Below are 21,173 nucleotides of genomic sequence, written 5' to 3'. Positions count from 1 at the left end.
GGGTTGACTGACTTATCGACGTCAATGCTATCAGCATCGCGGAGTGGAGCAGTGGCAGCTCGTTGGGCTCATAACCCAAAGGTCGCAGGTTCGAATCCTGCCTCCGCAACCATTATTTAATTAACAGTTCATGATTTTATGGCGGTGTAGCTTAGTTGGCTAGAGCGTTCGGTTCATACCCGAAAGGTCGGTGGTTCGAGTCCACTCACCGCTACCATTATCATGGCCCCTTGGTCAAGCGGTCAAGACACCGCCCTTTCACGGCGGTAACAGGGGTTCGATTCCCCTAGGGGTCACCATTCGTTTTATGTGGTATCGTAAACCACATTTTATGGCCCAGTAGTTCAGTTGGTTAGAACGCCAGCCTGTCACGCTGGAGGTCGACGGTTCGAGTCCGTTCTGGGTCGCCATTTTTATGGCTTGCAATACAATTAATTTCATTTTGCCGGTGTAGCTCAATTGGTAGAGCAACTGACTTGTAATCAGTAGGTCGCGGGTTCGAGTCCCATCACCGGCTCCATGTTTTTGGAGGGGTTCCCGAGTGGCCAAAGGGGACGGACTGTAAATCCGTTATCAGTGATTTCGAAGGTTCGAATCCTTCTCCCTCCACCAAACTTGCGGGTGTAGCTCAATGGTAGAGCCCCGGCCTTCCAAGCCGGTTGTGAGAGTTCGATTCTCTTCACCCGCTCCATACGGGGGTATAGCTCAGCTGGGAGAGCATCTGCCTTACAAGCAGAGGGTCATAGGTTCGAGCCCTGTTACCCCCACCATTTTGGGGATTCGCCAAGCGGTAAGGCAACGGACTTTGACTCCGTCATTCACAGGTTCAAATCCTGTATCCCCAGCCAACCAGGGTCCATTAGCTCAGTTGGTAGAGCATCTGACTTTTAATCAGGGTGTCCCGCGTTCGAGTCGCGGATGGATCACCATATTTGGAGAGGTACCGAAGCGGTCATAACGGGGCGGTCTTGAAAACCGTTAGGGTGCAAGCCCACGTGGGTTCGAATCCCACCCTCTCCGCCAAATACTATGGAGAAGTACTCAAGTGGCTGAAGAGGCTCCCCTGCTAAGGGAGTAGGTCTTGATAAGGGGCGCGAGGGTTCAAATCCCTCCTTCTCCGCCATAGTATTTATTGGGGCCTTTAGCTCAGCTGGTTAGAGCGCCCGGCTCATAACCGGATGGTCCGGGGTTCGAGTCCCTGAAGGCCCACCATCAATTCCAACACATAGGGGTGTAGCTCAGCTGGTAGAGCAGCGGTCTCCAAAACCGCGTGTCGTGGGTTCGAAGCCTGTCACCCCTGCCATTTTCTTAAAAGAGTATAATCGGGGTGTAGCGCAGTTTGGTAGCGCATCTGGTTTGGGACCAGAGGGCCGCGGGTTCAAATCCTGCCACCCCGACCATTTTCCACATTTAATGTGGGCGTATAGCTCAGCTGGTTAGAGCGCACGCCTGATAAGCGTGAGGTCGATGGTTCGAGTCCATCTATGCCCACCATTTTTATATCTTTAGCCCAGATAGCTCAGTCGGTAGAGCAGGGGACTGAAAATCCCCGTGTCGGTGGTTCGATTCCGCCTCTGGGCACCATTAATGCACATGTAGTAATGTGTGTTTTTTATATTTTTGACGAAATTTATATTGTAAACATAGAACCCCAGTAAACTTATGTCTAAAGGATATGCATAAGTTTGCTGGGGTTTGTCTTTTTCAATGTTAAATAATTATTGATCAAAGGCTTTAAAGCAGTAATCAATAAACCATCCTATATTGTGATATTGCCATTGCCCATTAAGGCTCATGACATAATCCATCTTATTTGAATCAGGCAATGATTGGAAATCAAAGTTAAAGATGCTAAATACATTAAGGATAGCGAGTTCACCTTGAGGGCCATCGATTGAAACAGCATCTGCTGTTATAGCGAGATGGGTTTCGCATTTGACAAAAGAAATACCAACGCTGTTTTTTTCGATATTGTACGGCTGATTAATAAAATGTGTATCCAGTTGAAAATGTAAATGTGTACCTTCGATGCTTAAAGCAGTAAGATACCATTGAATATCATGGGGATCGCGATAAGCCAAATTTTGAATAAGTACCAAATCATTAGACAATGAGAGTAATGCAGACAGGGGAACCATATTAATAAGATCATCATAATTATGGTGTAAAATAATATGTTCGAGTTCTGAAAGCAGTTCCATAGGTTGCGGTGTACTAGATTTTAATTTTAAATAGCGCTGATAGAGTTCAACACTTTCTTTGCCGGAAATTGTGTCGGTTCTTTGAATCCCCAAAAATTCCTCGATGTGCTTTAGGTTAAGTTTGCCATTGCCAAATCGTGCTTTATTTTGTCTAGCGATTTTAAGCAGGTCGATATTGAGTCGTTTGTTAATTCGAAAAGGTATTTGATGCTTCGCATATCGTGCATTTAAAAATGGAAAGTCGAAGGCGTCACCGTTATATGATAGCATAATGGCTTGTTCCGATACGTGAAAATGCTCAATCAAAGCTTGAAGTATCGCATATTCGCTTATGCCGTCATCATTAAAAAATTGGATAATTTCAACAGAGTGATCAGATACTAATTGAACAATTCCAATGATAACAATTTTATGATAATGGCCGAGCCCAGTTGTTTCAATGTCAATAAAGGCTGCATTTTGCAGCAGTGCTAAGTAAGCTTGCAGTTGACTGGTATCGACAGCCGCTGAGTTCTTAATAATTTTCATATGTCCTCCTCACAACAGCATACTATATAATTGGCTGTGTTAAAAGCGATAAAAGAATGGTAAAGTGTTGAAGATTTAAAAAAAGGTTATCAGTTTTCATAATTTAGTTGTGATAGAAGGAGCAAATGTACCAATTTAAAAGATTGCAAAGCACTGTCAGTTTTGTTGTGTATAGTTTTAATACAAAATACGTGTGATTGATCTTATAAAGTTAACAAATTAGAACTTAGGTATTATTTATTAAAATATCGAAATGTGTTATGATATTATAATAAGTATATGGTCAGTTTGATTTATATTTTATAAGACAAACTGACGGCAGAGCTGACAAAATAATCATAATAATGCTTTCAGGAGATTGAGATGAGAGAAATTGGTATTGAAGAACTTGTAATTGGTGATTGCCTTTCTAAAGACGTTTATAATGATTTGGGGAATATTATTTTGTCTCAAGGTACGGAGATTACAAAGCGACATATTGATTACTTTAAAAAGCACAGCATTGATTATGTTTACTTGGATGAGATGGATTCAGAAGCACCCATTTTGTCAAATTATGAATTGCAGACTTTTAATGATCTTTATGCCAATATGATTGATATTTATAAGACACTTTACTTTCAAATAAAGGCGAAGCATTATGAATTTGATGCAATGACATTGCTGGACGAGATTAAACCGCTTGTCGACCATGTTTTAATGGATAATGATGTACTTCAATGTTTACGTCATGTTGAAGTAGCAGAAGAATATTATATTAAACACGCCGTCAATGTCTCTGTACTGTCAGCGATTACAGCGAAATGGATGAACATGGATAGTGAAACGGTTTATACAGTGGCTTTGGCAGGATTGCTGCACGATATTGGCAAAGCATTGGTAGATCATAATATTTTATTCAAACCAGATCAGCTAAGTGCATACGAAATGTCTAATATGAAAGAACATTCGAAATTTGGCTATGAGGTGATCAAAAATAATCCTACGGTACCGCGTGAGGTATTGGCAGCTGTTTTATTCCATCATGAACGAAGTGATGGCAATGGTTATCCAAGTGGTTTAACGGAAGAGCAAACTCCATTTCTCGCTAGGATTATTGCAGTGGCTGATGTATTCGATGCGATTACCTCAGATCGCGTCTATAAGGAAAAAGTGTCTTCTTTTAAAGCTTTTTCGATTATAAAAGATGAGAGCTTCCGAGGGCTAGACCCTAGAGTGTGCGAAGTTTTTCTTTCTAATATCGCCACTTTTTTTGTTAACAATCGTGTGAAATTAAATGATGGTCGTATAGGTGATGTTGTTTATATTAACAAGTATGCGTTAAATCGCCCGTTAGTACGTGTCAATAACGAATTTGTTGATTTGTCGATGGATTACTCAGTGGATATTGACGACGTTCTATAGCCCTGTTTGGGATGTCTGACCTTAATTTGGATGATAAGAGTCGAAAGGCTCTTTTCTTTTTTTGCTCAATTCTAGTTTAGAATAATGCAAAAGCAGAAGTTTTATGAAGTTTTTGAATAAAGCATTAATTCCTTTTTATTCACACAGGATCTTCATGATGTCTCCACATTTCAGTTCTATACTGTAACTGTAATAAGAAAACAGAGCCGAACAACGGCTAATCATAAGGAGGATATTATGAAAAAGAATATGAATAAAAAAGGCACAAAATTAATGGGAATCATGATCGCAGCATCAATGCTTATTGGATCAGCATTAAGCTTTGCAGATACGACAAATACAGATTTTGGTTCATCAGGAGCACTGGCTCAGGAAACGTCAATCACATTAGAAGCGATGCTCGATTACGCTATTCAAGACGAATATGCAGCACTAGCTGAATATGAAGCGATTATGACAGAATTTGGCGTACAAAGACCATTTACGAATATTTCTAAAGCAGAAGAAACACACATTGAATGGCTCCTGCCGCTATTTGAAACATATGGCTATGATGTCCCTGAAAATACTGCAGCGGATATGGTGGTAGTACCTGAAACTTTAGCAGAAACTTATGCTATTGGCGTAACAGCAGAAATTAATAATATCGATATGTATGAAATGTTTTTAGAAACCGATTTGCCGGATGACGTAGCAGTTGTCTTCGAAGCTTTGAAGAATGCATCTGTTAACCATTTAAATGCATTTGAACGTCAAACAACAACAGCAACTGGGCTAGGTAAAAGTAATGTACAGTCAAACGGTCAAGGCGGAAGAGGCAATGGCAATCGAGCAGCTAATCAGACACAGACACCTGGCAATGGCACTGGTCAAATGAACGGCTTCAGAAACAATCAATAATTTTGGCAAAATGAAAGTGAATGCTTAGAAATGGTAACTTGTAAAACAATCATTTAATAATCATTTGAAAAACAGGAATTCCCCCTATTCGCAACAAAGTAAATAATGACAAAAGCCAGCGCAATCATTCGGTGATTGCGTTGGCTTTGTTAAAATAAAAAAAAAATAAAAAGATCAAAAACGGTAAAGCAATATGCGGTTGCATTCAATGAATACGCGTATCGCAGATTAGATAATTATTGATAATCATTTTGTTCAAACATGTGCTTAATTGCATTTATATTGCTCGTCGCGCCTAAGGCGAGCATCAATTTAATACGTGCTTTTTGGCCATTTAAATTACCGCCAAAAATAGCACCAAGGTTTCGCAAATGCTTACCGCCGCCTTCATAACCATATGAATCAAGAACACGACCCATAGCGCAACGTGAAACAATGATGACCGGCAAGTGGTTTTGGATAGCCGCTTCAATACCGGGCACCATTGCTGGCGGTAAATTGCCGCGCCCCATGGCTTCAATAACAAACCCCTTGATACCTTGTGTAATGGCATAGTGCATATAGTTAGAATCCATGCCAACACAGGCCTTTATTAGGACGACTTTCTGTTCAATGGCATCTGTTTTAATATGTTCATGGGTTAAAATACTTCTATAAAAAATAACGCGGTCATTGTCGACAATCCCTAACGGTCCAAATTCCATTGATTTAAAAGTATCTAAGGAAAGTGTATGTGATTTTGTCGTTTCTCTTGCAGAATTCACTTCATTATTCATTGCGATGAGCACGCCCTTGCCGACAGCTTCTTCTGAAATAGCTGTACAGATGGCACTGGAAAGATTGCTCGGTCCATCGTAACCAAGTTCTGAGCCATTACGCATCGCGGCGACAAAGACAATTGGCTTTGAGGGATTGATATTCAAATCAAGGAAGTAAGCAGTTTCTTCAAGTGAATCGGTGCCGTGGGTAATGACAACCCCGTCTATATCGCTTCGACTAATAAGTGCCTGCACATCTTTTGATAGTTTTAAAATTTTATCGGGTGTCATATGTGGTCCTGGATAACTGCCAAAATTTACGATTTCGATATTGGCGACACGATCAATATTGGTAACCATAGACATAATTTCTTCACTAGACAAAGCGGGAATTGCAGCGGCAATGCGATCATCCACTTTCATTGAGATGGTTCCGCCTGTAAAGACGACGGCAACTTTCTTTTTCATGCGTACCTCCGGAAGGTGATTATTTTCAATTTGCAAAAAATATTATATAATAAGTAGGCTGGTTTTTAAAGGATTGTGTCAAATATGTCTTATGATGATTCTGACATAAGTGAGGAAATTGTATCATTTATGTTTAAATCCTATCACTGCAATCTGTATTATGTTCATAGGGTTCATAAGACAAAAATTAAATCTATTGTTGTAAATGATCTACAAAGATCATTATGCTATTTCCTTAAGGTGTAAGATGACAACGACTTATTGCTGATATTAGCCGATAACGGCACACTATATTGCAAGAACCTGAGTAGATAAAAGGGAATCGTATGGTGAACCCTACAATGATGATATAAAATGAGTAGAGACGGTAAAAATTTTAAAGAAAACAATAGATATATAATAAACTATACCAAGTAATATTTTAAACGAGTCAATCTAATAAGCTAAGGATCAAGTGAAAGAGGAAACAACATGTCAATATATTTAGACCACAGTGCAACAACCCCTGTGAGTGAAACGGTACGAGAGGCAATTCAGGCGGTACTAACCACGCATTATGGCAATCCGTCGTCTCTACATCGAATGGGTCTTCAAGCTGAAAAGGCAATGCGCACGGCGAGAAACGTTATTGCATCATCCCTTAATGTTAACGAAAAAAATGTGATTTTCACATCAGGCGGAACCGAAGCTAACAATCTTGCGATATTGGGCAGTATACGCAAGGAGCGCGGCCGTTTAATTACAACAGCATTTGAGCACCCTTCCGTGTTAAATGTTATGATGATGCTGGAAAAAGAAGGGTATGACGTTGTTTACCTTGAGGTTGATGCTTTAGGTCAAATTGATATGGCATCACTTTCTGAAGCACTTACGCCGAAAACACAGCTTGTAAGTATCATGCATACCAATAATGAAATCGGCTCGCTTCAACCCATTGAGACAATTGGTTCGATGATCGAAAAATACAATCAATCAAATGGAACGAAAGTTAAATTCCATGTAGACGCCGTACAAGCTTATGGCAAAACACCGATTGACATTCCTGCGTTTGGGATTGATTTACTAACGATCAGCAGCCATAAAATCAATGGATTAAAAGGAACTGGCGCACTGATTTGTCGAGAGGGTATTGATGTAAAACCAAGAACTTTTGGCGGCGGGCAGGAACGTGGAATTAGACCGGGAACAGAAAATGTCGTCGGGATTGTCGCTTTTGGCGCGGCGGCCAAAGAGGCTTGTGAAAAGATGAATGAGCATACGGCGCATGTGGCACTTTTAAAGAAGTGTTTACTCGAAAAACTTGCAGATGAACCGGGTATTCGTGTCAATGGTGAAGCACCACAGACGCCGTATATTTTAAGCCTTTCTTTTGAGGGCGTTAAGGGCGAAGTTTTGCTTCACAGTTTAGAAATGTCTGGAATTTATGTTTCAACAGGTTCAGCATGCAATTCGAAAAAAAATCAGTTCTCACATGTGCTGTCAGCAATCAAATTACCGGAAAAGCAAATTGAGGGGACAATTCGGGTATCATTTAGTGCCCTAAATACAATTGAAGAAATTGATTTAGCAGCATCTGAGATGCTTAAAATATATAAGATGCTTTTAAAAATGATGAAGAGAAGGTAAAGATGGAAACATTGTTATTGGTTAGGTATGGTGAGTTGGCACTAAAGGGAAACAATCGAAGATTCTTTGAAAAAAAATTGATCAAAAGTGTACAGCGCAGTTTGTCACAGATTGAATCTGCAAAGGTTCTCGATCAACATGGACGGTTATTTATTGCTTCATCTGAAGAAGATCAGCAGGCGGTGATTAAAGCTGTTACGCGCATCTTTGGCATTGTTTCAGTCAGTGTAGCAAAATGTATTAAAAATGATTTTGAACAGATGAAAACAGAAGGATTGGCAGAAATCCAACATCTTATGACAACAAAGGGCATTAAGACATTCAAAGTGGAAGCGCGGCGAAGCAATAAGGGCTTTCATATGACGTCACCGGAGATTTGCAAAAATATTGGTGCTTATATCCTTAGTCAAACCAATGGTGCGCTCTCTGTTGACGTTCATCATCCCGACTGTACACTTCAATTTGAGATACGCGATAAGACCTATATTTTTTCAGACAGGATTGCCGGCCCAGGCGGTTTGCCGCTTGGATCAGCGGGCAGGGGCATGCTGTTGCTGTCAGGTGGAATTGATAGTCCCGTTGCCGGTTATCAAATGGCAAAGCGCGGTGTAGAATTAGAAGCAGTTCATTTTCATTCTTATCCTTTTACCAGCGAACGCGCATTAGAAAAAGTACTGGATTTGGGGAAAACACTAACGCGGTATACACAGCATTTAAAAATTCACAGTATCAATTTGCTTGAAATACAGCAGAGCATTGCAGAACATTGCCCGGAGGAAGAGATGACGATTCTCTCTAGAAGGTTTATGATGCGCATTGCAGAAAAGATTTCTGAAAAAAACAGATGTCAATGCCTGATTACCGGTGAAAACATCGGTCAGGTGGCGAGTCAGACAATGGAAGGTTTAACGGCGACAAATGCCTCGGTGTCATTGCCGATCTTACGACCGTTAATCGCTTATGATAAGCTCGATATTATTGATGTCGCTAAAAAAATTGAGACATTTGAGACATCTATTTTACCATTCGAAGACTGCTGTACAGTATTTTTGCCGGATAAAGTTGTCACCAAGCCAAAAGTTGAAAAACTCGAGTATTCTGAAAGCAAATTGGCTGTTGAGGCATTAATTGATCGTGCAGTAGAATCAGAAGAAACTTTTATCATTGTTTGGGAAAAGATTGCGAAAGATCCAAGGGAAGTAAACGAATAGTGTAAGAGAATGATGTGAAAGCGTGAAATCTTATACAAAGAAAATGAAAACTTAAAAAAGGATGTATCGAGGCATGAAATTGTATGCCAAGGTACATCCTTTTTGATTGAAATGTTTATGATGTGATAGGATCATCTGTCAATTGATGATCGTGTGAATTTTTTGCTAAAAGAGTTCGCTACTTAGATCTGCTAGTTTGCAAAATCATCTTCGGTGACATTGCTGTTGTCATCAATTTCATTGATGGCATTGTTAACATCAGGTGTTGCGTTTGTGCCTTGATTGTAATCCTGTAGATCAAAGATCGGGATGCTCTTAACCATATATGACGGTATCGTTGAGTTATCAGGGAAAATTACCGTATTGTCTGCAAGAATTTTCGTACTGACAGGCAACAAGATCTTTTGCCCATCTGTCAATTCAATATAGAATGGTCTTTGCACAATTCGGCTGCCATCAGGGAAGGTCACAGCCGGCACAACATCCTCATAACCAGTGTAATCAAAGATATCGATGTTAATACTGTTGTGAATATCACAGGTTTCGCTTGGCAGTTCATAAATCCAGTCCCCAGGATAAATAGGATTTCCCGATCTGTCAAGATGTGTTTCCGGGTCGTATGGGACGGGACGCTTAACGAAAACCCGCGTCTCAACGAGTGTCGTCGGACATTTTTCAGTAGCGAGTTTGCCGCTTTCAAGGCAGATATTGCCTGCGACGTGAACGTCATCATCTTCTTTTGGCTCTGTTCCCCTTAAGAATACTTCAGAAGTAACCGTATTGCGGGGATCCATATAAGAAAGCTCTGTAGGCTTTTTACCTGATTTCGTATCAACCATTGCCGTCACGACGCCATCTGGTTTTTCAAAATCCATCGGTTCAAGATCTGCGTGAATTTCAGTCATGACCTTTTGCCAGAACTGTGCAGAAACTTTAGAGCCTTGATCCAGTGGAATATTGATATCATTCCCGAACCAGACACCGCCAACGTAATAAGGTGTATAACCGATAAACCAAGCGTCCATTTTATTAGATGTTGTCCCTGTCTTACCGGAAACGGGAATCGTATCGTTATTTGGATAAAGTTTGGCAGATGATGCAACACCGTTTAAAACAGAAGATTTCATCATATCCTGTACGACGTAAGCGACATTTTCATCGACGACATATGTTTTCTCCTGTTTGTTTTCAAGAATAATATCGCCTGAACGGTTTTCAACGCTGGAATAGGTAATTGTTTCATTGCGGACACCCTTATTGGCGATAGCACCGTAAGCACTTGTCATCTCAAATGGTGAAACGCCTTTAGTCATACCGCCCAATGAAACGGCAGAAAGATTGTAATCGTTGCTGTTGCCTTCTTTGACCAATGACGTGATGCCGAATTTCTCGAGATATGAGAGCGTTGTATCAACGCCTAAATCCTGAGCAATCAATGCGGCTGTTACATTGATGGACCACTGAACGCTTTCACGAAGTGTAACGAGCCCCCAGTATTTTGAGTAACTGCTTGAATTTTCATACCAGTTAACCGGCCAGCGAGTGTTTGGATCGCCGCTGAGGTATACGGGGATGTCATCGAGGACAGTGGCGGCTGTATATTTTCCGGAATCAATCGCCGGTGTAAAGACAGAAAGCGGCTTAATGGACGAACCGGGCTGACGAGGATTTGTTGCACGGTTGTATATTTTCTGACCAGTAATATTTCGGCCGCCGACAATGGCTTTGAGTTCACCAGTGCGATAATCAACGATGACCATTGCTGATTGAGGTTGAATGATTCCCGTGCTGCTGATGTAGTAATCGCTCTCACCGACGAGTAAATTATTATTGGCATCTACCGTGAAGAAATCCGGATTTTCAGTGAAAAATGATTTATCGACAATGACATTTTTATTTTCGTCAAATGACTTGTATTCATTTGGAATGAAAACATCGCGGCCTTCATAAGTATACAGGCCTGAAATATTGTGTGTACCGGCAGAAAGCTTTGCATTTGTATCTTCGCCATTGTCGTACTTATAGGTTTCTTTGACGACGACTTGAATGCTGACGAGCTGATCATCTTGGTAATGCGGGTAAAAACTGAGTCGTTTATTTTTAAAGAGGACGAGATTGCCTTCGCTGTCAAATTGATAATCTGAAGCGGGGATGATCAAGTTCATATTCGAATCAACGAAATTTTCCTGACGATAAAGCAGTATTCGCTTTGTTTCCTGTGAAATAATATTGCCTTCTGAATCGACGCGAACGGTTACCCTTGGGAAGTTTTCATTATTGGAATAATAGCCCATTTCATAGAGGACGCGGTTGAGTTCGATGACTTCTTCAGCGGAAACTCCCTTTTTATAGATATTCTGCGTAAAAAGAGATAAATTGAGATTTGATACCTCTGCTATTTTTGACAATGTTGTCTGCCCGGCGATACCATCAGATGAAAGACCGTAAGCGCTTTGAAAAGCCTTGACGGCGCTGTAGGTCGATTCACTGTAATATTCTGTGAAATTGTCCAGTGCGTAGTTGCTTTCAAGCGTCTTTTGCATGTCAAAATCAATCGTCGAATGAATGACGAGTCCATTTGTATAGAGCATATTTGAAGCATCAGAATAGGAATAGTCGTAAGTAGCCATTAAATCATTGATGACATCATCTTTAACCATATCGGCAAAATAGGATGTGATCTGTGCTTCACCTGCTTGGCCGGGGTTAAGTTTTGTTCTTAAATCGACATCTTTTGCTGCATCATACTCTGCATCTGAAATATAGCCATTCTCATGCATGAGATAGATAACGGTTTTATAGCGGTCAATGCAGCCGGTATTGAAGACAATGGTGTAGAGCGGGTCGGAATCATCAATAATATAGTCCTCTTCAGTAACATCGACTTTTTCTTTGGTAATCATTGGTGCATAACGCAGCGGTTCTTTTGGAACACCCGCCAGCATCGCGGCCTCAACGAGATCGAGCTCACTGGCATTTTTGTTAAAATAAATTTCTGATGCGGCCTCAACACCATTAGAACTTGAACCGAGATAAATCAGATTTAAGTAGGCTTCAATGATTTGCTCTTTCTTCAAGTATTTTTCCAGCTCAATCGCATAATAAGCCTCTTTGACTTTTCGATCTATGGTACGTTCTTTTAATGAATCAGGCAAGTAGATATTTCTGGCGAGCTGCTGCGTGATGGTACTCGTGCCGCCAATTCGCTTGCCTGAAAGGACAGAATCCTTCACGGCACCAACAAGCCTGATAAAGTTAAAGCCATTATGATGCCAAAATGTTTTATCTTCGACGGAGACAAAGGCATTAATCAAGTTATCGCTAATCTCGTCAAATCGCACAACCGTTCTCAAGCCTTTTGCGTTTCGAATTTGTTCTAAGACACGGCCTTGATCATCCACGATGACAGAATTTTCCGTCAGCGTTGCTTCGATCAGAGACGGGTCAATGGGCTCGATATTTTTAAGAATGCCCATGACGTAAAAATAACCGACAGCGCCACCAATAATCCCACAGAGAACGCCAACGATTAACAGCACTTTCAAGATATTTATAATGTTAAAAGATGATTTTTTTCGCTTCTTTTTTGGGCTTCTGCCATTGCTCGCAGGCGTTGAAGAAACCTTGTTTTTTCGCTCCATTTTTGATACCTCCTGGTGTCCTATCGACGTCAAAATGAATGCAAATTACATCAATGTATTATAACATATTTAAAAACGGCTGTTAAACGGTTTGCCTTTAAATAATCTTTTTGTAATATTAGGGTTTTGGTGTATAATGACTATATGAAAAGTAGGTGATATTAATGGATTCAGGGCAATTGAGCATACAGCGTGCAGTCCTTGTAGGACTTAGTTTAGGCGTCAAAGATACAGTCGATATCGAATCATCCATGCAGGAACTCGCCGAGCTCGCTAGAGCTGCAGGCGCCGAAGTCGTGGATTCACTGATACAGAATAAAGCGTCTGTAGAGGCGACGACGTTTATAGGAACGGGAAAAGTAGAGGAGGTTCGTATTGCTGTTTTGGCTTATGATGCCAACCTCGTGATTTTTAATGATGAATTATCCGGTGCTCAGATCAGAAATCTGGAAGGTATGCTGGATGTTAAGGTCATTGATCGAACCGCATTGATTCTCGATATCTTCGCGGTTCGAGCACAGACTAAAATTGCTAAACTACAAGTAGAACTGGCGCAGCTCAGGTACCGCCTGCCGCGACTTACCGGTCTTGGGAAGTCAATGTCGAGGACAGGGGGCGGTATTGGCACGAGAGGTCCCGGTGAACAAAAACTCGAAATAGATAGAAGGCGCATTCAAGAGCGCATTGATGATATTCGTCGACAGATAAAAGAAACAGAGAAAAACAGAACGGTCCAAAGGCAGCTTCGCGAAAAAAACGGTATCCCAATTGTTGCGCTTGTCGGTTATACCAATGCCGGCAAATCTTCAATTATGAATCGGTTTATTGAAATTTCTGAAGTTGGAGAGATGGAAAAACAGGTTTTTGAAAAAGACATGCTCTTTGCAACACTGGATACTTACAATCGACGAATTGTCTTAACAGATAAGAAAGAATTTGTTTTGACAGATACCGTCGGTTTTGTTTCTAAGCTGCCGCACAGTCTAGTCGATGCTTTTAAGGCAACACTGGAAGAGGCGCTGTCTGCCGATCTGCTGTTGCATGTTGTCGATGCATCAGATGCCCATTATGAAATGCAGATGACCGTTACCCATCAAGTGCTTAGAGAACTTAAGGCACATGAAAAAACACAATTGACGCTTTTTAATAAAATTGACAAATTGGATATTTTGCCTCAGCGCGGTGACAACCAAGTGTTCTATATTTCTGCAAAGACCGGTACAGGTTTTGAGGCATTGATCGAAGCGATTAAGAAACAGCTCTTTAAAGATATGGTTCCGGTCAATTTTGTTATTCCTTATTCTGAAGGCGGCATCGCATCCTATTTGTGTGAAACCTATGAAGTCGATGCGCTTGATTACACAGAAACGGGAACGAGCATTAAAACGACTGTGAATCAGGCAGATTATCATCGCTACGCCCAATACCTCGTTTCTGATAGAATAAATGAAGGCGATGATGATGAAAAATTATAAGACGGTGGGTGCCGAAGAGGCATTCGAAATAACGATACAAAAATCGCGTTTTATCGGTCATGTTTGCCCAGTGGCAACAGAAGCGGAAGCCAATGACTTTATTGAACGCATTCGCAAGAAGCACTGGCATGCGACTCATAATGTCCCCATCTTTTTGATTGGCGCCGATTATGCAGTACAGCGATATTCTGATGATGGTGAGCCCTCTGGAACTGCTGGTATTCCGGTGATGGAAATGTTAAAAAAAGAAGGGATTACAGATATCTGCCTCGTTATTACACGGTATTTTGGCGGCATAAAGCTCGGTACAGGCGGTCTGGTTCGTGCCTATACAGATAGCGCGAAGGCTGTTTTAGAATCAGTTGGTGTTATTGAAAAACGTGTTTACCAGTCGGTAGATATGGTTTTTGATTATACATTGCATGGAAAAATCCAAAATTATTGCATGAATCAAGCGCCTGTGATTGTGGCAGATACGTCATTTTCAGACCGCGTATGTATGCAGTTGAGGATTGAACCGGAATCATACGATCAAGTCATTGCTCAAATCATTGATATGACAGCCAATAAGGTTGAGATGGGAGAGCCTGAACAAATGTATTTAACTTTTAAAGAGAATCAATTGATCGAGATTTAGAGAGGAGAATGAATATGGAAGCATTAATGCAAAAAATGTTGGACAAAAAAGTGTGGGCCGTTGTTGGCGCCACTGATAATCCTGCCAAATTCGGAAACAAAATCTATAAAAAGTTAAAACACTACGGTTACGAAGTCTATGCAGTTAATCCGGCGTATGAAACTGTTGACGGTGATGCCTGCTATCCGTCATTAAAGGATTTACCGAGAAAAGTCGACTGTGTCGATGTTGTCGTTGGGCCTGAACGCGCCGAAAAAGTACTTGATGAAGTCATCGAATTCGGCATTCAAAACATCTGGTTCCAGCCGGGGACATTTACACCTGAAATCATTGAAAAGTCAGAAGGTGCCGGTCTTGATACCGTCTATTACAACTGTGTCATGGTTGAACTCGACAGACGCAATAATCAATTATAAAGTGCCAAATTTTTAATGAATACAATGATGCGTTCGACGAATGTCGAACGTTTTTTTTATGTAATTTATTTTTACCCTTCACTATTCTGGTGCAAATTACCTGCTTGACGAAAGCAAAAAAAATCGCTAAAATCTTATTAGCGATATTCGATAATAAGGAGTCAATAAATGCCTCGAGAAAAATTTCACACGCTGACAGAACAAATGTTTTATATATTGCTCGTATTGCGAGAAGAGTGCTACGGCATGGATATTATGATGCAAATACAGCTTATGACAAACGAACGGGTTATCGTTGGTCCTGGAACATTATACAATCTTCTAGAGCAGTTTGAGCAGGCGCAAATGATTAAGGAAACTAAAATTGAAGGGCGCAAGCGAAGTTATATTATTACAGCACTAGGATTAGAAGCGCTTCAACGTGAGTACCATCGTTTAAATCGTATGATATATGATTACGAAAGTCATACATAAAGGCAGGGAGATCCCATTGAAAAGAGACCGAAAAAGACGTATAGAAAGTTTTCGATTTAATGATTTTGAAGCAATAGAAGCGCATTTGAATAAAATGGCCCAAAAGGGATGGCATATTGAGAAAATCACGCCATTCTATTGGCAATATAAAAGAATTGATCCTGTCGATCGGCATTATACAATTACTTATTTTGCGCAGGCATCTGATTTTTCGCCATATCCATCATCGAATCAAGAAATGTTTTACGATTATTGCAATGAGTGCGGTTATCAACTGGCTGTTACATGGGCGCAGATGCAAATCTTTTATACAGATTCTGAGGACGCAATTCCAATTGAAACCGATGAAGCACTGAAACTTAACAGCATTCATCACGCAATGAAGAAAAATTTTTTGCCGAGTACGGTGGTGTTAATCGTATTGGCAATTTTTCAAATACTAATGCAGGTCAGCAGTATTATACGAATGCCGATCATGCAGCTTTCGAATAATGTATATCTCAGTGTCATTTTTGCTTGGAGCATCGTTGGTATAAGTGGTGGCATCAGTTTAGTAAGCTATTTCAAATGGTGGCGCGATTCAAAAAAGGCAACTTCAATTGGCGGGACGTGTCTGCCAACTAAAGGGCATCGCCATTTAAACTTGGTTTTGCTCCTTTTGTCACTAGGCGTTTTATTGTGGATGCTGATGACACTTTATGAGGATCAGCTTATATGGATTGGCATTGCCAGTGTTGGGCAGATCACAATGGTTATTTTTGGTGTCAATTTTGTCAAAAACAAGTTAAAAGCAGCAGGCGTATCAAGAAAGACCAATATGACGGTGACGGTTATCAGTGCCATTGTTTTATCCTTTATCATGATGGGATTGTTGACGACTTTTGTTTTTAAACTTGTTGATTATCATAGAGCACATCAATCCACTGCTGTTGAACGTACATTTTCATCGCCAAATGGGACAAAGCATACGTGGTATGTCCACGACGATCCCATGCCGCTCATTGTTGAACAGTTTAAGGCAATTGATTTTCCAGATTATAGTTATGAGGCGCAGGATAACAATTCTATTCTGCTGCGATGGCGGCAGTATGACCAGAGAGATTATACCTTTAATCCTGATATTCCGACGATGTACTATGAGATTATTGATGTCAAATTCGATTGGCTGTTTGACTACTGTTTAAATTATTACTTGCAGCAGTATGTTGATGATTATGCAGTGGAAGAGGGGTTCAAGACAAATCGCTATCGAGAGATAGATGCGAGCCTTTGGCAGGCAGATGTGGCATATCAGCTTTACTACGGTGATGAACCTTCTGAGACTTTTCTATTTTGCAAAGGCAATCGCATTGTAAAAATTGGTTATGACTGGATGCCGACAGAAGCGGAAATGACGTTTTCTTCAGAGCAATTATTGAATGAGTAGCAAGGTATAGTGCGATTTTGGTCGGGTTAGATTTTGAGATGTGCAAAGGAATGACTTTATTTAGCGAACGGAATGTGCTATGATATTTTTGCATATAAACTCAAGAAATGGAGAAAACGAACGTGGGAAGAATAGGGACAATCATCAATCGAAAAGGCAAACAAGATGCCAAGAAAGCAAAAGAATTCACGAAAATTGGACGCTATATCATGGTAGCGGCGAGAGAAGGTGGACCCGACCCCGAGTACAATGCTGCATTAAAGAGCGCTATTGAAAAGGCAAAGGCCATCAATATGCCCAATGACAATATTGATAGAGCAATCAAAAAAGGTGCTGGCGAAAACGATGGAGCCGTCTTTACAGAATTGACTTATGAGGGCTACGGTCCTGGTGGTGTAGCAGTGCTGGTTGAGTGCTTAACCGATAACACTAATCGAACGGCATCAGATGTCCGCAGTTATTTTGTCAAAGGTAAAGGCAATCTCGGTACAAATGGTTGTGTTTCCTTTATGTTTGATCATAAAGGCGTTCTCGTTATCGACAAGCAGGAAAGCATGGATGACGAAGAAGTTGAAATGGCAATTATTGAAGCCGGCGCTGAAGACTTGTCAATTGAAGAAGATTATTATGAAATCATTACGGATGTATCTGATTTTGCTTCTGTAAGAGATTCATTAGCAGAGCAGGGCTATGATTTTTCAATGGCGGAGCTAAGGTATTTACCGCAAACAATGTCACAGCTTGCAGATGCAGATGACATCAAATACATGCAAAAACTCATTGATCTTTTAGAGGATAATGATGATGTACAAAATGTCTATCACAATTGGGAAGAAGTAGAATAAAAATGATAGAACACCTTTGGCGCTTGGTGGTTGAATACCGATGTGCAAAAGGTGTTTTTTTATCACAAAGTGCGTGATGATGGGCAACGACACCGGGATAGGCTATCAGCGGCGCTAGGCAATGAAGAAAATCAATTAAAAAAATTGACGATCCTATTGAAAAAAGCCCGAATTTTGTTAAATTCGGACTGAAATCATGATGCGTTTAGAACCAATGATCCAATTCTTGAACATAATCGTCGAGATGTTCAAATGTTTGTAATCTTTTTGGTTCTTTAAATTGAATAGAAAAGCATGGATTGTCGTGATCTGTTACCGTGACGCCGTTGCAATCACCCATTCTTTTAAGCACAAGCGCTTTGAATGCATCTGGTTCCCCGCTAGCTAGGTCAATGCATTCAGCAAATGCTTCGAAAGTGACAGTGACAAAACCGTTCATAGCATTGCCTCCTTTTCAAGTTGTAATGGTTTACATATATTGTATGCCCAATCATTGCATTTGTAAACATGATTAGGCTATGGAGTGTTCTTCAAAATGGTGGTACAATGTTATATAACAGCAAGGGAGGTCATGATGGATAGAGTTGCGTTAGCATTTTCATTGCGTGAAAGGGGCTTCAGCTGCAGTCAGGCAGTTTTTGCCACTTTTTCAGAAGATTTATTGATAGATCAAAAAACTGCACTTCGCATTGCAGCCTGTTTTGGCGGCGGTATGCGGATGGGGGAAGTCTGTGGTGCATTAACCGGTGCACTTATGGCAATGGGCATGTATAATGGTTATGATCAGCCAGACAGTCCAGAGGAAAAACAGCGTGTTGGAGAGATGACAGCAAGTTTTGTCAATGAATTTAAGGTACTTCAACAGGCAGTGCGCTGCCAGGATATTTTGGATGGTTATAATAGTTCAATTCCTGAGGAGCGGGCGATCATTGAATCCAAAGGGCTTATTGCGGAGAAGTGTCCAGTGGCAATTGAACGCGCAATAAGACTGGTTGAAAAGCAAATGGCATTATCGTAATGAATAAAAGAGGTGTTGTATGAAACGCAAATGGCTTGCGATCGTCGGAAGTTCAAGACCTGGAAAAAATACAGATCGACTGGTTGACTATATGCTCGAAGCACTAGGTACGGTTGAAAAAGAAGTTGAAAAGATTTATTTGCCAAGTGATGGGATTATAACGTGTGATGGGTGTGAAGCCTGTTTAACCACTGGTGACTGTCATATGCATGATGAAATAGCCAAAGTGGTTAAGTCGCTTGATTTTGCCGAAGGTGTTATTTTTGCGTCACCAACGTATCACTATGACATGTCTGCGCAAATGAAAGCTTTTTTAGATCGTACTTTCTACCTAGGATTCGAACGCAGAAAATCGCCGCAGCCAGTTAAGCAAAAAGCAATTGTTCTAGGCGTATGCAGAGGTACGACGAAAGAAAGTATGGGACATACCATTACGGGTATTACCAATGTCCTCAGTGATTTGAATATGGACATCATCGATGTGGTAGAATACTATAATACAAAAGAATATCCTGTTGCTGAGAATCAAATGATTAAAGAAATTATACAGCAGCGGATTATTCACTTATTGGATACAGAAGGAGTTGAAGATGTCGATTAAAGAAGTCAAAGCATATTTTAAAGAAGTTGGACGCGAAGCAGATGTACTGGAATTCGAAGTATCAAGTGCAACGGTATCACTTGCAGCGGAGGCTTTGGGGGTGATTCCGGCAAGAATTGCCAAGACGATTTCCATTAAAGGGAAGGAAGGTCCAATTATTGTCGTTGTCGCAGGAGATGCCAGTATTGACAATCGAAAGTTTAAAGATGAGTTTGCCGTTAAAGCAAGTATGTTGAAATTCGACGAGGTGGAACCGATGACAGGACATCCGGTTGGTGGTGTCTGCCCGTTTGCTTTGAAGCATAATCCGCCAGTTTTTCTGGATGTTTCATTAAAAAGATTTGAGACTGTTTTTCCCGCATGCGGCAGTGCTAATTCGGCTATTGAACTAACGCCTGACGAGTTGACGCAGTACGTCAATGAACCCAAGTGGGTAGATGTCTGCAAGAACTGGCAGCAGGATTAAAGATTTAAAAATGCTAAGGGCTTTCTCAATTTATCTTTGAAGTGCCCACGAAATTGAAAAAAAGAAAATTAAGCGGCTGACGTCATATTATGTCGGCCGTTGTTACAAAAAAGATTTGAGCCATCAAAAGGATGATTCAAATCTTTTTTTTAGAGTCTTTTTATAATCGCGGGAACTAGCGCCAGCATCGAAAGGCAAAGCGGTGTTCGGACCATTCCTGTTCATTTTGACGTGCGCGCTCTGTAAAGGTAACATTTCGCAGATTATCAACATACAACAGCGTTTGCATACGGGTGCCATAGGTGTCAAGTTCGATAAAAATTGAAGATAGGTCGATTTCAAGGGCTTCTGAAATACCTGTCTTTGGGAGTAATTCCAAAGGGTACGTTACTGGTGAAGAGAGAATGCTGAAAAGGGTTTCTTCATCAAGTGTATCATCTGGATTAACGAGTTCTATATAGACTCTGAGTGCTTCCATTGCCGTTGAGACTTTTGGCCACGGATCATTGAGAAGGCCATTACTGAGGCCATAGATTCCCGGTTCTAGCGAGATGGGCTTATCAGAAATATTGCTGTAATAGCCGAGATCGTCAAAACTGCCAAAAATAATATTATAAGGATTATACTGTTGGCTGGAGGCTGAAAGACCTGCAGCATATTCGGCAAAAGGTATGGGGTTTTCCAAATAATTTTTGGTTAAAAGACCGCGGGATAATGGTTCTTCAACGTGCTTTGAAAAATCACGATAATTTGTCAATAATGATAGATAACCTGTCCGAGTTATGCCAAGCCATGTACCACCTTTTTCGAGATCAATGCCACTCAATATTTGAGGGGCGCGTTCCCAAAAACCGGCGTCTTTTGTCGGACGGTTGTAGAATTCGTCACGATTGGATAAGAGGATCAGTGGATAATTGGGATGAACTTTATAAGCGATAACTGCTGTACACATATTTACCTCCTTGTAAGATAAATATAGGGTAACGGTTCAATTACCGCCCCGAATGTTCTTTGATAATTTCAAATCTATAGTTCAGATGGATCACAGACACCTTCCCTTGATTTTACTAAACATCGT

Annotated in this window: 18 protein-coding genes and 17 tRNA genes; 30 read left to right on the top strand and 5 right to left on the bottom strand. The window is 40.8% G+C overall.

Annotated elements, in window-relative coordinates:
• Positions 1–37: 37 nt before the first annotated feature.
• The 17 genes from KHM83_RS17930 (at position 38) to KHM83_RS17850 (ending at position 1,584) form a co-directional block, all read left to right on the top strand.
• Positions 38–112: transfer RNA gene (locus tag KHM83_RS17930), tRNA-Met, on the top strand.
• A gap of 28 nt (positions 113–140) precedes the next feature.
• Positions 141–217: transfer RNA gene (locus tag KHM83_RS17925), tRNA-Met, on the top strand.
• A gap of 7 nt (positions 218–224) precedes the next feature.
• Positions 225–299, top strand: a tRNA-Glu gene (locus tag KHM83_RS17920).
• Between the two features lie 34 nt (positions 300–333).
• A tRNA-Asp gene (locus KHM83_RS17915) sits at positions 334–410 on the top strand.
• A 34-nt stretch (positions 411–444) separates the two neighbouring features.
• Positions 445–520: transfer RNA gene (locus KHM83_RS17910), tRNA-Thr, on the top strand.
• Positions 521–527: 7 nt separating this feature from the next.
• A tRNA-Tyr gene (locus tag KHM83_RS17905) sits at positions 528–612 on the top strand.
• A gap of 5 nt (positions 613–617) precedes the next feature.
• Positions 618–691: transfer RNA gene (locus tag KHM83_RS17900), tRNA-Gly, on the top strand.
• A gap of 3 nt (positions 692–694) precedes the next feature.
• A tRNA-Val gene (locus KHM83_RS17895) sits at positions 695–770 on the top strand.
• Between the two features lie 3 nt (positions 771–773).
• Positions 774–848, top strand: a tRNA-Gln gene (locus tag KHM83_RS17890).
• Positions 849–853: 5 nt separating this feature from the next.
• Positions 854–929 (top strand) — tRNA-Lys (locus tag KHM83_RS17885).
• 5 nt (positions 930–934) lie between these two features.
• Positions 935–1,023: transfer RNA gene (locus tag KHM83_RS17880), tRNA-Ser, on the top strand.
• Positions 1,024–1,031: 8 nt separating this feature from the next.
• Positions 1,032–1,123: transfer RNA gene (locus KHM83_RS17875), tRNA-Ser, on the top strand.
• Positions 1,124–1,135: 12 nt separating this feature from the next.
• A tRNA-Ile gene (locus KHM83_RS17870) sits at positions 1,136–1,212 on the top strand.
• A 15-nt stretch (positions 1,213–1,227) separates the two neighbouring features.
• Positions 1,228–1,303, top strand: a tRNA-Trp gene (locus tag KHM83_RS17865).
• A gap of 20 nt (positions 1,304–1,323) precedes the next feature.
• Positions 1,324–1,400 (top strand) — tRNA-Pro (locus tag KHM83_RS17860).
• 17 nt (positions 1,401–1,417) lie between these two features.
• Positions 1,418–1,494: transfer RNA gene (locus tag KHM83_RS17855), tRNA-Ile, on the top strand.
• 14 nt (positions 1,495–1,508) lie between these two features.
• Positions 1,509–1,584, top strand: a tRNA-Phe gene (locus KHM83_RS17850).
• A gap of 134 nt (positions 1,585–1,718) precedes the next feature.
• Here KHM83_RS17850 and KHM83_RS17845 read toward each other — a convergent pair.
• The gene (locus KHM83_RS17845) at positions 1,719–2,729 is read right to left on the bottom strand and encodes a ribonuclease H-like domain-containing protein (protein ID WP_213238409.1); all 1,011 of its coding nucleotides are present in this window, start codon (positions 2,727–2,729) and stop codon (positions 1,719–1,721) included.
• 363 nt (positions 2,730–3,092) lie between these two features.
• Here KHM83_RS17845 and KHM83_RS17840 point away from each other — a divergent pair, with 363 nt between their 5' ends.
• Positions 3,093–4,133: an HD-GYP domain-containing protein gene (locus KHM83_RS17840; RefSeq protein ID WP_213238408.1), complete on the top strand. Its 1,041-nt coding sequence runs from the start codon at positions 3,093–3,095 to the stop codon at positions 4,131–4,133.
• A gap of 237 nt (positions 4,134–4,370) precedes the next feature.
• Entirely contained in the window at positions 4,371–5,033 is a 663-nt protein-coding gene (locus KHM83_RS17835) for a ferritin-like domain-containing protein (RefSeq protein WP_213238407.1), read from the top strand.
• A gap of 236 nt (positions 5,034–5,269) precedes the next feature.
• Here KHM83_RS17835 and KHM83_RS17830 read toward each other — a convergent pair whose 3' ends face one another.
• A complete protein-coding gene (locus KHM83_RS17830; RefSeq protein ID WP_213238406.1) occupies positions 5,270–6,259 on the bottom strand; it encodes an asparaginase in 990 nt (329 codons plus the stop codon).
• A 471-nt stretch (positions 6,260–6,730) separates the two neighbouring features.
• Here KHM83_RS17830 and KHM83_RS17825 point away from each other — a divergent pair, with 471 nt between their 5' ends.
• Entirely contained in the window at positions 6,731–7,885 is a 1,155-nt protein-coding gene (locus KHM83_RS17825) for a cysteine desulfurase family protein (RefSeq protein ID WP_213238405.1), read from the top strand.
• A gap of 2 nt (positions 7,886–7,887) precedes the next feature.
• The gene (gene thiI / locus KHM83_RS17820; RefSeq protein WP_213238404.1) at positions 7,888–9,096 is read left to right on the top strand and encodes a tRNA uracil 4-sulfurtransferase ThiI; all 1,209 of its coding nucleotides are present in this window, start codon (positions 7,888–7,890) and stop codon (positions 9,094–9,096) included.
• A gap of 191 nt (positions 9,097–9,287) precedes the next feature.
• Here the strand turns inward: thiI and KHM83_RS17815 are convergent, their stop codons facing one another.
• Positions 9,288–12,737: a transglycosylase domain-containing protein gene (locus KHM83_RS17815; RefSeq protein WP_213238403.1), complete on the bottom strand. Its 3,450-nt coding sequence runs from the start codon at positions 12,735–12,737 to the stop codon at positions 9,288–9,290.
• 164 nt (positions 12,738–12,901) lie between these two features.
• Here KHM83_RS17815 and hflX point away from each other — a divergent pair, with 164 nt between their 5' ends.
• The 6 genes from hflX to KHM83_RS17785 all read left to right on the top strand — a co-directional run bounded on the left by hflX (position 12,902) and on the right by KHM83_RS17785 (position 18,010).
• Positions 12,902–14,212 carry a GTPase HflX gene (gene hflX / locus KHM83_RS17810; RefSeq protein ID WP_213238402.1) on the top strand — a complete coding sequence of 437 codons (1,311 nt, stop codon included), beginning with the start codon at positions 12,902–12,904 and terminating at the stop codon, positions 14,210–14,212.
• Entirely contained in the window at positions 14,199–14,849 is a 651-nt protein-coding gene (locus KHM83_RS17805; protein WP_213238401.1) for a YigZ family protein, read from the top strand. The genes hflX and KHM83_RS17805 overlap by 14 nt, the downstream gene beginning before the upstream one ends.
• Before the next feature lie 14 nt (positions 14,850–14,863).
• Positions 14,864–15,265 carry a CoA-binding protein gene (locus KHM83_RS17800; protein ID WP_343213175.1) on the top strand — a complete coding sequence of 134 codons (402 nt, stop codon included), beginning with the start codon at positions 14,864–14,866 and terminating at the stop codon, positions 15,263–15,265.
• A 168-nt stretch (positions 15,266–15,433) separates the two neighbouring features.
• A complete protein-coding gene (locus KHM83_RS17795; protein ID WP_213238399.1) occupies positions 15,434–15,739 on the top strand; it encodes a PadR family transcriptional regulator in 306 nt (101 codons plus the stop codon).
• A gap of 16 nt (positions 15,740–15,755) precedes the next feature.
• The gene (locus tag KHM83_RS17790; RefSeq protein ID WP_213238398.1) at positions 15,756–17,165 is read left to right on the top strand and encodes a DUF2812 domain-containing protein; all 1,410 of its coding nucleotides are present in this window, start codon (positions 15,756–15,758) and stop codon (positions 17,163–17,165) included.
• 122 nt (positions 17,166–17,287) lie between these two features.
• On the top strand, positions 17,288–18,010 hold the full coding sequence (locus KHM83_RS17785) for a YebC/PmpR family DNA-binding transcriptional regulator (protein WP_213238397.1): 723 nt from the start codon (positions 17,288–17,290) through the stop codon (positions 18,008–18,010).
• 205 nt (positions 18,011–18,215) lie between these two features.
• Here the strand turns inward: KHM83_RS17785 and KHM83_RS17780 are convergent, their stop codons facing one another.
• Positions 18,216–18,449, bottom strand: a complete 234-nt coding sequence (locus KHM83_RS17780) for a hypothetical protein (RefSeq protein ID WP_213238396.1) — start codon at positions 18,447–18,449, stop codon at positions 18,216–18,218.
• Between the two features lie 135 nt (positions 18,450–18,584).
• Between KHM83_RS17780 and KHM83_RS17775 the strand changes: the two genes are divergently transcribed.
• From KHM83_RS17775 to KHM83_RS17765, 3 genes are read left to right on the top strand one after another with little or no spacing between them, the layout of a single operon-like run.
• Entirely contained in the window at positions 18,585–19,028 is a 444-nt protein-coding gene (locus KHM83_RS17775) for a C-GCAxxG-C-C family protein (protein WP_213238395.1), read from the top strand.
• A 19-nt stretch (positions 19,029–19,047) separates the two neighbouring features.
• Complete coding sequence (locus tag KHM83_RS17770) at positions 19,048–19,629, top strand: flavodoxin family protein (RefSeq protein WP_213238394.1); 582 nt, start codon at positions 19,048–19,050, stop codon at positions 19,627–19,629.
• Positions 19,619–20,095 (top strand): YbaK/EbsC family protein, encoded by a 477-nt coding sequence (locus KHM83_RS17765; RefSeq protein WP_213238393.1) that lies wholly within the window; start codon positions 19,619–19,621, stop codon positions 20,093–20,095. The genes KHM83_RS17770 and KHM83_RS17765 overlap by 11 nt, the downstream gene beginning before the upstream one ends.
• A gap of 175 nt (positions 20,096–20,270) precedes the next feature.
• On the opposite strand, the gene KHM83_RS17760 is transcribed toward KHM83_RS17765, so the two are convergent.
• Positions 20,271–21,047 carry an NRDE family protein gene (locus KHM83_RS17760; RefSeq protein WP_246543191.1) on the bottom strand — a complete coding sequence of 259 codons (777 nt, stop codon included), beginning with the start codon at positions 21,045–21,047 and terminating at the stop codon, positions 20,271–20,273.
• Positions 21,048–21,173 lie beyond the last annotated feature (126 nt).

It is taken from the genome of Fusibacter paucivorans (assembly GCF_018390735.1).
GTDB classification, from domain to species: Bacteria; Bacillota; Clostridia; order Peptostreptococcales; family Acidaminobacteraceae; genus Fusibacter; species Fusibacter paucivorans.
This window is presented reverse-complemented; position numbering and strand designations above follow the sequence as displayed.